Origin of the sequence: Pseudomonas sp. SWRI51, assembly GCF_014268825.1 — a bacterium.
Taxonomy (GTDB): Bacteria; Pseudomonadota; Gammaproteobacteria; order Pseudomonadales; family Pseudomonadaceae; genus Aquipseudomonas; species Aquipseudomonas farsensis.
Genome location: NZ_JABWRG010000115.1, coordinates 1 through 15384 on the forward strand (window position 1 = coordinate 1; position 15384 = coordinate 15384).

14 protein-coding genes are annotated in these 15384 nt (G+C 61.6%); 11 read left to right on the forward strand and 3 right to left on the reverse strand.

The features are described from left to right. Positions 1–175 precede the first annotated feature (175 nt). Positions 176–1021 (forward strand): xanthine dehydrogenase accessory protein XdhC, encoded by an 846-nt coding sequence (xdhC, locus tag HU720_RS21795; RefSeq protein WP_186522780.1) that lies wholly within the window; start codon positions 176–178, stop codon positions 1019–1021. Positions 1022–1033: 12 nt separating this feature from the next. Beyond that, positions 1034–2338, forward strand: coding sequence for a guanine deaminase (gene guaD / locus HU720_RS21800; protein WP_186522782.1), 1305 nt, complete (start codon positions 1034–1036; stop codon positions 2336–2338). 147 nt (positions 2339–2485) lie between these two features. Here guaD and HU720_RS21805 read toward each other — a convergent pair whose 3' ends face one another. Further along, positions 2486–3241, reverse strand: a complete 756-nt coding sequence (locus tag HU720_RS21805; protein ID WP_186522784.1) for a GntR family transcriptional regulator — start codon at positions 3239–3241, stop codon at positions 2486–2488. A gap of 384 nt (positions 3242–3625) precedes the next feature. On the opposite strand from HU720_RS21805, the gene HU720_RS21810 reads away from it, so the two are divergent. Next, on the forward strand, positions 3626–4945 hold the full coding sequence (locus HU720_RS21810; protein WP_189659899.1) for an NCS2 family permease: 1320 nt from the start codon (positions 3626–3628) through the stop codon (positions 4943–4945). 605 nt (positions 4946–5550) lie between these two features. On the opposite strand, the gene uraH is transcribed toward HU720_RS21810, so the two are convergent. Continuing rightward, positions 5551–5904, reverse strand: a complete 354-nt coding sequence (uraH, locus tag HU720_RS21815; RefSeq protein WP_186522790.1) for a hydroxyisourate hydrolase — start codon at positions 5902–5904, stop codon at positions 5551–5553. A 386-nt stretch (positions 5905–6290) separates the two neighbouring features. Here uraH and puuE point away from each other — a divergent pair, with 386 nt between their 5' ends. The 7 genes from puuE (at position 6291) to HU720_RS21850 (ending at position 13337) form a co-directional block, all read left to right on the forward strand. After that, positions 6291–7217, forward strand: coding sequence for an allantoinase PuuE (gene puuE / locus HU720_RS21820; RefSeq protein WP_186522797.1), 927 nt, complete (start codon positions 6291–6293; stop codon positions 7215–7217). Then, the gene (uraD, locus tag HU720_RS21825; RefSeq protein WP_186522799.1) at positions 7217–7732 is read left to right on the forward strand and encodes a 2-oxo-4-hydroxy-4-carboxy-5-ureidoimidazoline decarboxylase; all 516 of its coding nucleotides are present in this window, start codon (positions 7217–7219) and stop codon (positions 7730–7732) included. The genes puuE and uraD overlap by 1 nt, the downstream gene beginning before the upstream one ends. Before the next feature lie 62 nt (positions 7733–7794). Then, the gene (locus HU720_RS21830) at positions 7795–8298 is read left to right on the forward strand and encodes an ureidoglycolate lyase (protein ID WP_186522801.1); all 504 of its coding nucleotides are present in this window, start codon (positions 7795–7797) and stop codon (positions 8296–8298) included. Positions 8299–8429: 131 nt separating this feature from the next. Next, positions 8430–9746: a urate hydroxylase PuuD gene (locus HU720_RS21835; RefSeq protein ID WP_186522803.1), complete on the forward strand. Its 1317-nt coding sequence runs from the start codon at positions 8430–8432 to the stop codon at positions 9744–9746. 226 nt (positions 9747–9972) lie between these two features. Further along, positions 9973–11328 (forward strand): nucleobase:cation symporter-2 family protein, encoded by a 1356-nt coding sequence (locus tag HU720_RS21840; RefSeq protein ID WP_186522805.1) that lies wholly within the window; start codon positions 9973–9975, stop codon positions 11326–11328. 101 nt (positions 11329–11429) lie between these two features. Continuing rightward, positions 11430–12215 (forward strand): outer membrane protein OmpK, encoded by a 786-nt coding sequence (locus tag HU720_RS21845; RefSeq protein ID WP_186522807.1) that lies wholly within the window; start codon positions 11430–11432, stop codon positions 12213–12215. A gap of 339 nt (positions 12216–12554) precedes the next feature. Beyond that, entirely contained in the window at positions 12555–13337 is a 783-nt protein-coding gene (locus tag HU720_RS21850) for an outer membrane protein OmpK (protein ID WP_186522809.1), read from the forward strand. Positions 13338–13574: 237 nt separating this feature from the next. Here the strand turns inward: HU720_RS21850 and HU720_RS21855 are convergent, their stop codons facing one another. Continuing rightward, positions 13575–14489 (reverse strand): DUF808 domain-containing protein, encoded by a 915-nt coding sequence (locus HU720_RS21855; protein ID WP_186522811.1) that lies wholly within the window; start codon positions 14487–14489, stop codon positions 13575–13577. A 134-nt stretch (positions 14490–14623) separates the two neighbouring features. Between HU720_RS21855 and HU720_RS21860 the strand changes: the two genes are divergently transcribed. Beyond that, positions 14624–15235 (forward strand): TetR/AcrR family transcriptional regulator, encoded by a 612-nt coding sequence (locus HU720_RS21860; RefSeq protein WP_186522813.1) that lies wholly within the window; start codon positions 14624–14626, stop codon positions 15233–15235. Positions 15236–15384: the final 149 nt, after the last annotated feature.

Consider the following 15384-nt stretch of genomic DNA (forward strand, 5'->3'; position numbering starts at 1 on the left):
GGGCTGCGCAGCAGCCCTGAGGGTTGCCTTTGGGTATCAGGGCTGCTTGGCAGCCCAACGCGGGACAAGCCCGCTCGCCACAAGGAAACTGGCCACAAGGAGATATGCCTGGCGAGAACAGGCTTGCACAAAACCCTGAAATATCCCACGCCAGATCACGCCGAGGACTCATAACATGCACCAATGGATCAACGCCCTCGCCGACCACCAAGCCCGTGGCGAAGCTTGCGTATTGGTGACCATCATCGAAGAGCGCGGCTCCACCCCGCGCAATGCAGGCTCCAAGATGGTGGTCAGCGCTAGCGCCTTGTTCGACACCATCGGCGGCGGTCACCTGGAATTCAAGGCGCTGCACATCGCCCGGCAGATGCTCGAAGAACGGCGCAGCACCCCGCACCTGGAGCGCTTCAACCTGGGCGCAAGCCTGGGACAGTGCTGCGGTGGCGTGACCGTGCTGCTGTTCGAGCCGATGACCGGCATACAGGCCGAGATCGCCGTGTTCGGTGCGGGCCATGTCGGCCGGGCTCTGGTACCCTTGCTCGCCGCGCTGCCCTGCCGGGTGCGCTGGATCGATTCGCGCGAGCAGGAGTTCCCCGAGCACATCCCCGCCGGGGTCAGCAAGGTCATCAGCGAAGAGCCGGTCGACGAAGTCGCCACGCTGCCAGCCGGCAGCTACTGCATCGTCATGACCCACAACCATGCGCTCGACCTGGAACTCACCGCCGCCATTCTCAAGCGCAACGCCTTCACCTGGTTCGGCCTGATCGGCTCGAAGACCAAGCGCGCCAAGTTCGAGCACCGCCTGCGCGAACGCGGCTTCGAAGATGCGCTGCTGGCACGCATGCGCTGCCCCATGGGCTTGGCCGAGGTCAAAGGCAAGCTGCCCATCGAGATCGCCGTGTCCATCGCCGGCGAAATCATCGCCACCTACAACGCCTGCTTCGGCCAGCATGACGCTGGCGCCAACGCAGGCCCCATTGCCCAACTGCTGCCGCCGTCCCGGCGCAGCCAAGCACTCTGACGAGCGTATTCAATGACCGCTACACGCAAAGCCTACCGCGCCGCCATCCTGCACAGCATCGCCGACCCTGCCGAAGTGGGCCTTGAGGCCTCGCAGCAATACTTCGAGGACGGCCTGCTGGTGATTGACGATGGCCGCATCAAGGCCCTGGGCCATGCCGCCGACCTGCTGCCAACGCTGGATGCCGACATTGACGTGGTGCATTACCAGGACGCCTTGATCACCCCGGGCTTCATCGACACGCATATCCACTTTCCGCAGACCGGCATGATCGGCTCCTATGGCGAGCAACTGCTGGATTGGCTCAATACCTACACCTTCCCCTGCGAAAAGCAGTTCGCCGACAAGGCCCACGCCGACAAAGTCGCGAAGATCTTCCTCCAGGAGCTGCTGCGCAACGGCACCACCACTGCCCTGGTATTTGGCAGTGTGCACCCGCAGTCGGTGAATGCGTTGTTCGAGGAAGCCGAGCGCCTGGACCTGCGCCTGATCGCCGGCAAGGTGATGATGGACCGCAACGCCCCCGACTACCTGACCGACACCGCCGAAAGCAGCTACGTCGACAGCAAGGCGCTGATCCAGCGCTGGCACGGCAAGGGCCGCCTGCACTATGCCGTGACGCCGCGCTTCGCCCCCACCAGCACCGCAGAGCAATTGCGCATGGCGGGCCAGTTGCTCAAGGAGCATCCGGGCGTGTACCTGCACACGCACCTGTCCGAAAACCTCAAGGAAATCGACTGGGTAAAAGAACTGTTCCCCGAGCAGCGCGGCTACCTGGATGTGTACGACCACTTCGAATTGCTCGGCGAGCGCTCGGTGTTCGCCCACGGCGTGCACCTGTGCGACGAGGAGTGCCAGCGCCTGGCCGAAACCGGCGCAGCGGTCGCGTTCTGCCCCACCTCCAACTTGTTCCTGGGCAGCGGGCTATTCAACCTGCCGCAGGCTGAGCGGTTCAAGGTCAATGTGGGCCTGGGCACTGACGTCGGCGCCGGCACCAGCTTCTCGTTGCTCAATACGTTGAACGAGGCCTACAAGGTGATGCAGCTGCAGGGCGCGCGCCTGCACCCGTTCAAGTCGCTGTACCTGGCCACCTTGGGTGGCGCGCGTGCGCTGCGCCTGGACGACCGTATCGGCAGCCTGCGCCCTGGCAACGATGCCGATTTCGTGGTGTTGGATTACAAGGCTACGCCGCTACTGGACTACCGCATCCAGCAGTCCACCAGCATTGAAGAGACGTTGTTCGTGCTCACCACGCTGGGTGATGACCGCACCGTACGCGAAACCTACGCTGCTGGCCGCTGCGTGCACCAGCGCTGAGATAGGGCAGGCTGGCACCGGCTCTGCCGGTGTTCGCGGCGCAAGGCCGCTCCTACACCGGAATGGGTTTGTGCCGTGCCACCTGCGCCCTACTGTAGGAGCGGCCTTGTGCCGCGACCACCGGCAAAGCCGGGGCCAGGCAAACGATCAACCCTTGGCAGAAGCCTTGGGCTTTTTCAGCAGGTGCGAGAACACCGCGTGCAGGTCATCGGAGGCGCTTTCTTCGTCAAGGTTGAGCTTGCTGTCGATGTGGTCCATGTGGTGCATCATCAGGCTCACCGCCTGCTGCGCATCCCGGGCCTCGATGGCGTCGATAAGCTGCATGTGCTCGTCATACGAGCAGTGCGAGCGGTTGCCGCTTTCGTATTGGGCAATGATCAGCGAAGTCTGCGACACCAGGCTGCGCTGGAAGCTCACCAGCGGCGCATTGCCGGCGGCCTCGGCCAGCTTCAGGTGGAACTCGCCGGACAGGCGGATACCCGCACCGCGGTCACCCCGCGAGAAGCTGTCGCGCTCCTCTTGAACCATCTGGCGCAGTTCGTTGAGCTGCTCATGGGTGGCGTGCTGCACGGCAAGCTCGGTAATGGCGCGCTCGACCATGCGCCGGGAGAAGAACACCTGGCGCGCCTCCTCCACCGTAGGGCTGGCCACCACAGCACCGCGATTGGGCCGCAGCAGCACCACGCTTTCATGGGCCAGGCGCGACAGCGCACGGCGAATGATGGTGCGGCTTACGCCAAAGATTTCACCCAGCGCTTCCTCGCTCAACTTGGTGCCCGGCGCAAGGCGCTGTTCGAGAATCGCCTCGAAGATGTGCGCGTAGACGATGTCGTCCTGGGTACCGCTGCGGCCGGCCTTGCCAGGGCGCGCAGGTTTTTTCAGAGGTTGCAGCTGTTCGTTCATGGGCTCTCGAGCACGAAGGATCTGCCAATCGGACCGTGACTGTAACGCCAGTCAACGGGTGGCTGGCAAGTCCGGGGATGGATTACTGGCCAAGGTATGGCGCCATTGTACACAGGCTGACCCGTTTCTGCAGGGGGCCTTTTAGCTATATAGCCGTTGTACGGGCAATTGTGCGCAGGAAAGATAAAACATTATTTGCATTCTTTGTACACAAAAGCATAATCCATCGAGCGACTTCCTGACCCATAAGTCAACAAAGTGGTCGGTTGTTTGCCACACCTCTCCCACGAAGCCCCCAAGTGCCCCGCTCAGGACCAGGCTTCGCACAACAAGAAAGATTGAGGAGTACTCGCTGTGGAAAGCCGCAAATCCGAAGCCCCCGCACTGGATCTCGCCCCGCCGCTCAAAACCAGCTGGCTGGAGCGGATCTTCAAGATCAAGCAACACGGCAGCACTGTAAGGACCGAATTGATCGCCGGGGTGACTACCTTCATCACCATGGCGTACATCATCTTCGTCAACCCCAACATCATGGCCGACGCCGGCATCGATCACGGCGCAGCGTTCGTCGCCACCTGCATCGCTGCCGCCCTCGGCTGCCTGCTGATGGGGCTGTATGCCAACTGGCCGGTGGGGCTTGCGCCGGGCATGGGCCTAAACGCGTTCTTTACCTATACCGTGGTCGGCACCATGGGCTACACCTGGCAGGCGGCGCTGGGCGCGGTGTTCATCTCGGGCGTATTGTTCATGTTCCTGACCCTCTCGCGGGTGCGCGAATGGCTGCTCAACAGCATCCCGGTCAGCCTGCGCCATGCCATGGGTGCCGGGGTTGGCCTGTTTCTCGGGCTGATCGGGCTGAAGACCGCCGGCATCATCGTTGCCAGCGAGGCCACGCTGATCAAGCTGGGCTCCTTGCACGAGCCGGCGCCGCTGCTGGCGGCGGCGTGCTTCCTGTTGATCGCGATCCTCAGCTACAAACGGGTGTTTGGCGCCATTCTCATCAGCATCATCGGCGTGACCGTGGCCGGCTGGGGCCTGGGGCTGGTGCAGTTCAACGGCGTGATGTCGATGCCGCCGAGCCTTGCGCCCACCTGGATGGCCATGGATGTAGCCGGTGTGTTCAACGTCAGCATGATCAGCGTGGTGCTGGCGTTTCTTTTCGTGCACATGTTCGACACCGCAGGCACGTTGATGGGGGTTGCCCAGCGCGCAGGGTTGGTGAGCGCTGACGGGCGTATCGAGAACCTGTCGCGCGCGCTCAAGGCCGACAGCGCATCGAGCGTGTTCGGCGCCGCAGTGGGCGTGCCGCCGGTCACCAGTTATGTAGAGAGCGCAGCTGGTGTGGCAGCCGGCGGGCGTACCGGCCTCACTGCAGTGGTGGTGGGCGTGCTGTTCGTTGCGGCGATGTTCTTCGCGCCGCTGGCGGGGATGATCCCGGCGTATGCCACGGCAGGTGCCCTGATCTACGTTGCAATGTTGATGATGGGCAGCATGGCGCACATTCATTGGGATGAGGCCACCGACAGCATTCCGGCCATCGTCACGTTGATCATGATGCCGCTGACCTTCTCGGTGGCCGATGGTATTGCCCTGGGCTTCATCAGCTATGTGGTGTTGAAGGCGGGGACCGGCAAGTACAAGGAAATCTCGGCGAGCCTTTGGGTGCTGTGTGGGATCTTTATTGCCAAGTTTGTGTTTCTTTGACGCAGGCCTGCTGTGAAAGCCGGTCATAGACGGTTTGAGTCCGGCATGGATACCGCCGTCGGACGCGGTCTTTGTGGGAATCCGGCATAGATACCACTGTCGGACGCGATCTTTGTGGGAGCTGGCGACAGCCTGCGATGAGGCCCGTACAGGCTGGTTGAGAACTGTGGTTTTCCTCGCAGTGGTTTTGAGATGTTTATGCGCATTCATTTGTGATGCCGACGCTTAGTCACCTTTGCGCCCTTACGGCGGGTTACTTTGCTCTTGGCTAGGCGCCCCCGGCCAAAGTAACCAAAACCGCCTGCTCCCATCATCAGTCCCGCCCGTGGCGGGATTCCCTCACTCCGGGCTTGCTCCGGGAGGACGCGCCGACGGGCCGTCCCTGGCCCGATCGGCGCTTGACGGCCATCCATGGCCGTCACCTCCCTACGCAAGCCCTGCGTTCGGCCTCCTGAAGTCGCACTCTGCGTTGCCTGAGCTACCGCGCGCTTAGAAGCAAGATCAAGATCAAGAGCGAGTGGTTCGCCCTACAAAACCCCAGACGAAAAAAAGCCCGCCAGTGTGGGGGCGGGCTAAAGACCTACGAAGATTCTTCTAGCGACCAACTAGCTTCCCCGATAGGTCGAGTAACTGTACGGCGAGATCAGCAGCGGCACGTGGTAGTGCTCCTGCTGGGCATCAATGCCAAAGCGCAGCACGACCACGTCCAGAAACGCCGTGCCCGGCAGCGCAACGCCGCGGGCGCGGTAGTAGTCGCCGGCACTGAACTGCAACTGATAGACACCGGTGCGGTAGTCATCACCCTGCAGCAGCGGCGCATCGACACGGCCATCACTGTTGGTCAGCGCGGTAGTCACCAGTTCCAACTGCTGGCCTTCGACACGGTACAACTCGACCTTGATCGAGCTGCCCGGGCAGCCATGCGCGGCATCCAGTACGTGTGTGGTCAAACGTCCCATTTGCTTGTCGCCTCTAGTCGTATGCGTGGGCAAAAAATACACGCCAGCCAACGGGCACGGGGCCTGTGGTGTGCGGGAATGGCACCATTAAGACAGTTTCGATTTAAATTGTACACAATTTTCTGAACCCTGCACCGCCCTGCAGCAGCCTCGCCCTATAAAGGTGCCAAACGTCGCCAATGCAGCAACCATGGCGGGGGGAGACGCTTTATCTGACCAACCGGGCAGGTTTCTTGCAAGGCTTTTCTGCGCGACAGATGGGAAGAAATGCTGAAAAACAGGATTACAAATGATTTCAGAAGTTGTATACAATCAACCCATCCGGTGGTGCGACATCCCGACGCGGCACGCCCACCCCGCCCCAACGCACAAGAAGGAAGACTGCAGTGAGCGCTGACTATCCTCGCGACCTGATCGGTTACGGCAACAACCCTCCTCACCCGCAATGGCCGGGGAATGCCCGCATTGCGCTGTCTTTCGTGCTCAATTACGAAGAAGGCGGCGAGCGCAACGTGCTGCACGGCGACAAAGAGTCCGAAGCCTTCCTCTCTGAAATGGTCGCGGCCCAGCCCCTGCAGGGTGTGCGCAACATGAGCATGGAATCGCTCTACGAATACGGCAGCCGCGCAGGCGTGTGGCGCCTGCTCAAGCTGTTCAAGGACAGCGGCGTGCCGCTGACCGTGTTTGCCGTGGCCATGGCCGCCCAGCGCCACCCGGATGTCATCCGCGCCATGGCCGAGGCTGGCCACGAAATCTGCAGCCACGGCTATCGCTGGATCGACTACCAGTACATGGACGAGGCCCAGGAGCGCGAGCACATGCTCGAAGCCATCCGCATCCTCACCGAAATCACCGGCGAGCGCCCGGTCGGCTGGTACACCGGCCGCACCGGCCCGAATACCCGCCGGCTGGTCATGGAAGAAGGCGGTTTTCTGTACGACAGCGACACCTACGACGACGACCTGCCCTACTGGGAACCGAACAACCCCACCGGCAAGCCGCACCTGGTGATCCCCTACACCCTGGACACCAACGACATGCGCTTCACCCAGGTGCAGGGCTTCAACTGCGGCGAGCAGTTCTTCCAGTACCTAAAGGATGCCTTCGACGTGCTCTACGAAGAAGGCGCCGAGGCGCCGAAGATGCTCTCCATCGGCCTGCACTGCCGCCTGGTCGGCCGCCCGGCACGCCTGGCCGCGCTCAAGCGCTTCGTCGACTACGCAAAAAGCCACGAGCAGGTGTGGTTCGCCCGTCGCGCCGACATCGCCCGCCACTGGCACGCAACCCACCCGTACAAGAAAGAGAACGCCTGATGACCGCCTTCAAGACCCTCAAGCCTTCCACGCTCGGCCGCGCCGCCTTCGTCGAGGCCTTTGCCGACATCTACGAGCATTCGCCGTGGGTTGCCGAAAAAGCCTATGACCTGGGGCAACTGGCCGAACTGGACGAAATCGAGGTGTTGCACCAGCGCATGAGCGACATCCTGCTCAGCGCAAGCCAGGCCGAGCAATTGGCGCTGATCAACGCCCACCCGGACCTCGCCGGCAAAGCAGCGGTACAGGGCGAGCTGACTGAGTCGAGCACCAACGAGCAGGCCGGTGCCGGCATCCACCAATGCACCCCCGAAGAATTCGCCCGCTTCACCGAGCTCAACGACAGCTACAAGGCCAAGTTCCGCTTCCCGTTTATCATGGCGGTCAAGGGCAGCAACCGGCACCAGATCCTTGCCGCCTTCGAAAAGCGCATCCATAACGACCAGGATGCCGAATTCAAGGAAGCCCTGGCGCAGATCAACCTGATCGCGCTGTTCCGCCTGCTGCAGCTGTAAGGTCCAGGCCACCTCGCCCCGACCCAAACCAGAAAAACAACGAACTTAGAAGAGATAACCCCATGCGCACCCTGATGATCGAGCCCCTGACCAAAGAAGCTTTCGCCCCGTTCGGTGACGTGATCGAAACCGATGGCAGCGACCACTTCATGATCAACAACGGCTCGACCATGCGCTTTCACAAGCTCGCCACGGTCGAAACCGCCGAGCCTGAAGACAAGGCGATCATCAGCATCTTCCGCGCCGACGCGTTGGACATGCCGCTGACAGTACGCATGCTTGAACGCCATCCGCTGGGCAGCCAGGCTTTCATTCCGCTGCTCGGCAACCCCTTTCTGATCGTGGTCGCGCCACTTGGCGATGCACCTGTATCAGGTTTGGTCCGAGCCTTCCGCAGTAACGGCAGGCAGGGCATCAATTACCATCGCGGCGTCTGGCACCACCCGGTGCTGACGATCGAAAAGCGGGATGACTTCCTGGTGGTTGATCGCAGTGGTTCTGGCAACAACTGCGATGAGCATTACTTCCCCGAGGAACAGATGTTGATCCTCAATCCCCACCAATAAGAGAAGGTCGGTCATCCAGAGGCGGCAAGCACGGTTTGCAGCAGCGACCAGGTCAGACTGTTCGCTGCCCTGTAGTTGCGCGCACGCCTGCCTGCAATGCCTGAACGGGTGCCCGGCAAGAGGTACATACTGTGGAAGCACACCTTCACGAATGGCTGAACCTGAGCATTCGCTGGGTTCACATGATCACTGGTGTCGCCTGGATCGGCGCATCGTTCTACTTCGTCTGGCTGGAGAACCACCTGAACCGCAGCAACCCGCGCGATGGGTTGTCGGGTGATCTCTGGGCCATCCACGGCGGTGGTATCTACCACCTGGAGAAATACAAGCTCGCTCCACCGAAAATGCCCGAGAACCTGCACTGGTTCAAATGGGAAGCCTACTTCACCTGGATGTCCGGGATCGCCCTGCTGTGCGTGGTGTTCTACTGGAACCCGACCCTGTACCTGCTCGCCCCCGGCAGCACCCTGAGCGGTGCCGAAGGCGTGGCCATTGGTATTGGCTCGTTGATTGCCGGCTGGTTCATCTACGACCTGCTCTGCGACTCGCCCCTGGGCAAGCGCCCGGCACTGCTCGGCGCCGTGTTGTTCGTGCTGATCATCGCCGCATGCTGGGGCTTCAGCCTGGTGTTCAGCGGCCGTGGCGCCTACCTGCATACCGGCGCGATCATCGGCACCATCATGGTCGGCAACGTGTTCCGCATCATCATGCCGGCGCAGCGCCAACTGGTGGCGGCAATCGAGAACAACCAGACCCCGGACCCGCTGCTGCCGGCCAAAGGGCTGCTGCGCTCGCGCCACAACAACTACTTCACCCTGCCGGTGCTGTTCATCATGATCAGCAACCATTTCCCGAGCACCTACGGTAGCCAGTACAACTGGCTGATCCTGGCTGGCATTGCGGTAGCGGCGGTATTGATCCGCCACTACTTCAACACACGCCACGACAGCAACAAGTACGCCTGGACCCTGCCAGTCGGTGCCCTGGCGATGATCTGCCTGGCCTATGTCACCGGCCCCAAGCCGCTGCCAACCGCCCCCGAACAGGCCGCCGCCAAGGTCGAGTACCAGCCCCTGCCGGCCACCGCCGTCGGCGGCAAGACCGCCGCCGAACTGCGCGCCGAGGAAGCGGCCAAACCTGCCACGCAGCCCGAGCCGCCAGCCCAGGCCAGCGCTCCGATAGCCAGCGCAGGCTTTGACAAGATCCACAATGTGATCCAGGAACGCTGCACGGTGTGCCACTCGTCAAAACCCACCAGCCCACTGTTCAGCGCAGCGCCGGGCGGCGTGATGTTCGACACCCCGCAGCAGATCCAGGCCCAGGCCGCACGCATCCAGGCCCAGGCCGTGGCCAGCCAGATCATGCCGCTGGGCAACATCACCCAGATGACTGTCGAGGAACGCAAGCTGGTCGGCGACTGGATCGCCAAAGGCGCCCAGGTCAACTGACCACGCCCGTCGGCCAAGCCCGCTTTCTGTAGGAGCGGGCTTGCCCCGCGAAATGCCCGCAAGCTCTAGGGTCTGTCTGAAATGCAGATACATTTCAGACAGACCCTAAGCAACAAGCAAGCATCGAGCCCAGGCTTCAGGCGCGCACCACAGGCTTCCCATCGAAGCCTGGCGCCTGAGGCTTGCCGCTTGGATCCGAGAATAAAAACAAAACTCGAGGTGCTGCATGTCCGAGTCACCCAAGGCGTACATTCCGGTTGCGCCGCCGCGACAGCCCCTGCCCCTGTTCCAACTGTTTCTGGTAGGCCTGCAACACGTTCTGCTGATGTACGGCGGCGCCATTGCCGTGCCGCTGATCATCGGCCAGGCCGCGGGCCTTTCCCGCGAAGAAGTGGCCTTTCTGATCAACGCCGACCTGCTGGTAGCGGGCGTCGCCACCTTGGTGCAATCCTTCGGCATCGGTGCGGTCGGCATCCGCATGCCGGTGATGATGGGCGCCAGCTTCGCGGCCGTTGGCAGCATGGTGGCCATGGCCGGCATGCCCGGCGTTGGCCTGCAGGGCATCTTTGGCGCGACCATTGCGGCCGGCTTCTTCGGCATGCTGATCGCACCGTTCATGTCCAAAGTGGTGCGTTTCTTCCCGCCACTGGTCACCGGCACCGTGATTACCTCGATTGGCCTTTCGCTGTTCCCGGTTGCCGTCAACTGGGCCGGTGGCGGGCACGAGGCACAAACCTTCGGCTCGCCGATCTACCTGATGGTCGCAGGCCTGGTACTGGCGGTGATTCTGCTGATCAACCGCTTCATGCGCGGCTTCTGGGTCAATGTCTCGGTGTTGCTGGGCATGGGCCTGGGCTACGTGCTGGCAGGCTCGATCGGCATGGTCGACCTGTCGGGCCTTGCGCAGGCGCCCTGGCTGCAGGTGGTGACCCCGCTGCACTTCGGCATGCCGACCTTCAGCCTGGCGCCGATCCTGTCGATGTGCCTGGTGGTGGTGATCATCTTCGTCGAGTCGACCGGCATGTTCCTGGCCCTGGGCAAGGTCACCGACCGTGAAGTCACCCCTGGCATGCTGCGCCGTGGCCTGCTGTGCGATGCCGGTGCCTCGTTCGTGGCCGGCTTCTTCAACACCTTCACCCACTCCTCCTTCGCCCAGAACATCGGGCTGGTGCAGATGACCGGGGTGCGCTGCCGCTACGTCACTGTGGTTGCCGGCGCCCTGCTGATTCTGCTCAGCCTGCTGCCCAAGGCCGCCTACCTGATTGCCTCCATCCCACCGGCCGTGCTGGGCGGGGCTTCCATCGCCATGTTCGGCATGGTCACCGCCACCGGCATCAAGATCCTCCAGGAGGCCGACATCAGCGACCGGCGCAACCAGTTGCTGGTGGCGGTGAGCGTGGGCTTTGGCTTGATTCCGGTGGTGCGCCCGGACTTCTTCGCCCAGATGCCGCAATGGATGGAGCCGATCACCCACAGCGGCATCGCCATGGCGACCCTCAGCGCCTTGGTGTTGAACGTGCTGTTCAACATTCTTGGCGGCGCCGGCCGCGCGGCCCACAACGACGCCTGTCACCAGCACTGACGCCCTTTGCCGCGTAAACCGCCCGCACGCCTGACCGCGTGGGGGTGGCTGCGCCCCGCAAAAGGCCCAACGCACAAAAACAATAAGCAGGGACTCATCACATGAAGCATATGACAACGTCTTTCGTTCTGGGCAGCAGCCTGCTGGCCACCCTCCCCTCGCAGGCCGGTGAATGGCTGCAGTGGCACGGCGAAAGCCTGACGTACCTGTACGGCAAGGACTTCAAGGTCAACCCCGACATCCAGCAAACCATCACCTTCGAACACGCCAATAAATGGAAATACGGTGACACGTTCCTGTTCATCGACAAGATTTTCTACAACGGCAAGGCCGACCCAGGCAAAGGCGTGACCACCTATTACGGCGAGTTCAGCCCGCGCCTGTCGCTGGGCAAGATCTTCGACCGTAAGTTCGCCTTCGGCCCGGTCAAGGATGTGCTGCTGGCGATGACCTACGAGCGCGGCGAAGGCGACAACGAGGCCTACCTGATCGGCCCGGGTTTCGACCTGAGCGTGCCCGGCTTCAACTATTTCACCCTGAACTTCTACCTGCGCAACACCGAAGGCGCGCGCCCTGGCGACAATGTCTGGCAAATCACCCCGGCCTGGTCGTATACGGTGCCGGTGGGCAAGTCGGACATTCTCATCGACGGCTACATGGACTGGGTGACCGACAACGACCAGAACCGCCGGGGCACCTATCACGCCAACCTGCACTTCAACCCGCAGGTCAAATACGACCTGGGCAAGGCGCTGAACATCGGCGCCAAGCAGCTGTATGTGGGCTTTGAGTACAGTTACTGGAAGGACAAGTACGGCATCGACAGCCGTGGCAGCCTGCAAAGCAACCAGAGCGTCGCCAGTGCCTTGGTGAAAGTGCATTTTTGAAGCATCGCAAGCCCGAAATACCCCGCTCCAGGACGGAGCACTTGAGGCCCGGCGCGCAAGTGAGTAATCTGCGCGCCCCCTCGATCGGGGCAGGACGGAACCTGCCCGCGTTTGCTGACTGCCCGGTCAATAAAAACAGGCAGTCGGCCAACGTGTTGCCAGCCTGAAATAGCCATTTTCATCCGTTCAGAAAGCCGTCGAGCAGGACCGTTGCAGCAGGCCCGGAAAGAGGCCCGCGCAACGCTTGCCAAACAGCTGTGGCCAATCGAAAAAAGCTGACTCAAAAGACAAAAACAGCGCTCGAGCGCTGACAACAGATCCAACTCAAGGGAGCGAAACATGCGTATCACCAACAGCCTTATCCTCGCTGGCGGCCTGCTGGCCTGTGGCGCCGCCCAGGCCGATGACCTGCTGCAGTGGCAGAACAACAGCCTGACCTACCTATGGGGCAAGAACTTCAAGGTCAACCCGGCCATCCAGCAGACCGTGACCTTCGAGCACGCCGACGCCTGGAAATACGGCGACAACTTCCTGTTCGTCGACAAGATCTTCTACCAGGGCAAGAAAGACGCCGGCAACGGCCCGAACACCTACTACGGCGAATTCAGCCCGCGCCTGTCGTTCGGCAAGATCTTCGACCAGAAGATCGAATTCGGCCCGGTCAAGGACGTGCTGTTGGCAATGACCTACGAGTTTGGCGAGGGTGATACCGAGTCTTACCTGATTGGCCCAGGTTTCGACCTGGCGATCCCTGGTTTCGACTATTTCCAGTTGAACTTCTACCAGCGCACCACCGATGGCAGCCGCGCCGGCGACAACGTCTGGCAGATCACCCCGGTGTGGTCGTACACCGTGCCGGTCGGTTCGTCCGACATCCTCATCGACGGTTTCATGGACTGGGTGGTGGACAACGACGAGAACCGCCGTGGCACCTACCAGGCCAACCTGCACTTCAACCCGCAGATCAAATATGACCTGGGCAAGGCATTGCACCTGGGCGAGAAGCAGTTGTACGTGGGTGTGGAATACGACTACTGGAAGAACAAGTACGGCATCAAGGATAGCGACGCGTTCACCACCGACCAGAACACCATGAGTTTCTTGGTGAAAGTGCACTTCTAAGCACATGCAGCAAACGCTAAATAACTGATTTATGAAGCGTCGGATTCTATCGTTTTGTACAAACCTGTTAGGGCCTCATCGCAGGCTAGCGCCAGCTACCACAGAGTTGCGCACAGCCGCAATATCGAGGCCTGGCGCAGACTCCTGTGGGAGCTGGCGCCAGCCTGCGATGAGGCCCTTACAGGCCTGCACATAACTGTGCCGCCCACAAAAGCAGCCTTCATGCATCCTATGGCCTCAGGCGCCAGGTCGCAGCGCCTTCCATAGCTTGCCAGCCACTGTAACCACCGCCAGCACCACAGCCCCCGCAATCACCCCGGCCACGCCATTGAGCAGCGCCCCGGTCATCGCCCCACCCCGGCCATCGGCGAACGCTTCAATGGCGTGATGCAGCGGCGCGATGCCGTGCACCAGAATACCGCCACCGACCAGGAACATCGCCGCAGTGCCCACCACCGACAGCGTCTTCATCATGTACGGCGCCGCATGCAGGATGCCGTTGCCAATACTGCGGCTCAGCTTCGAAGCCTTTTGCGTCATCCACAGGCCAAGGTCGTCGAGCTTGACGATACCGGCTACCAGCCCATACACGCCGATGGTCATCACCACCGCAATGCCCGACAGCACGATGATCTGCTGGGTCAGCGGGGCATCGGCGACCGTGCCCAGGGTAATGGCGATGATTTCTGCCGAAAGGATGAAGTCGGTACGCACCGCGCCCTTGATCTTGTCCTTCTCGAACGCCACCAGGTCGACCTTGGCGTCGGCCAACGCCTGTTTGCGCGCCTCATGCTGGGCGGCGTCATCGTCCTTTTTGTGCAGAAACTTGTGCGCAAGCTTTTCAAAACCTTCAAAGCACAGGTAGGCACCGCCGACCATCAGCAATGGCGTTACCGCCCAAGGGATGAACGCGCTGATCAACAGCGCTGCGGGCACCAGGATCGCCTTGTTCAACAGCGAGCCCTTGGCCACCGCCCACACCACCGGGATTTCCCGCTCTGCGCGCACCCCGGTAACCTGTTGGGCATTGAGCGCCAGGTCGTCGCCAAGCACCCCTGCGGTCTTCTTCGCGGCCACCTTGGTCATCAACGAAACATCGTCGAGCACCGTGGCGATATCGTCGATCAGTACCAGTAAGCTGCTTGCTGCCATGTTCGTTTGCATCCAGAGAGAGTCGAATGGGCGCAATTCTAGCCCAAAGACGCTGCCTTGAGCGCCCGTCCGGGCGGGTGCTACCATGCCGGACCCCGTATGCAGGGGGCCAGACACGAGGAAGACCCCTGACAATGAGCACCATTCGCGAGCGCAACAAGGAACTGATCCTGCGCGCGGCCAGTGAAGAATTCGCCGACAAGGGCTTCGCCGCCACCAAAACCAGTGATATTGCGGCCAAGGCGGGTTTGCCCAAGCCGAACGTGTATTACTACTTCAAGTCCAAGGACAACCTGTATCGCGAGGTGCTTGAAAGCATCATTGCGCCGATCATGCAGGCTTCCACGCCGTTCAACGCCGATGGCGACCCCAAGGAAGTGCTGAGCGCCTACATCCGCTCCAAAATCCGCATCTCCCGCGACCTGCCGCATGCCTCCAAGGTGTTCGCCAGCGAGATCATGCACGGCGCGCCGCACCTGTCGTCCAGCCAGGTCGAGCAGCTCAACGAGCAGGCCCGGCATAACATCGAGTGCATCCAGCGCTGGATCGAGCGCGGGCAGATCGCCCATGTCGACCCGCACCACCTGATGTTCAGCATCTGGGCAGCGACCCAGACCTACGCCGATTTCGACTGGCAGATTGCAGTGATTACCGGCAAGGCCAAGCTTGCCGACAGTGATTACGAAGCGGCGGCCGAGACCATCATCCGCCTGGTATTGAAGGGCTGCGAGCCAGAGGCAGCCTGACAGACCACCATCGCGAGCCATGGGGAAGTCCAAGGCTCCGCGCACGCCTGCACCGGCCTCATCGCAGGCTGTCGCCAGCTCCCACAGAGGCCATGTTCAACCGCAATATTGCTGGTTGGAGCCAATCCTGTGGGAAATGATAGAGAGTT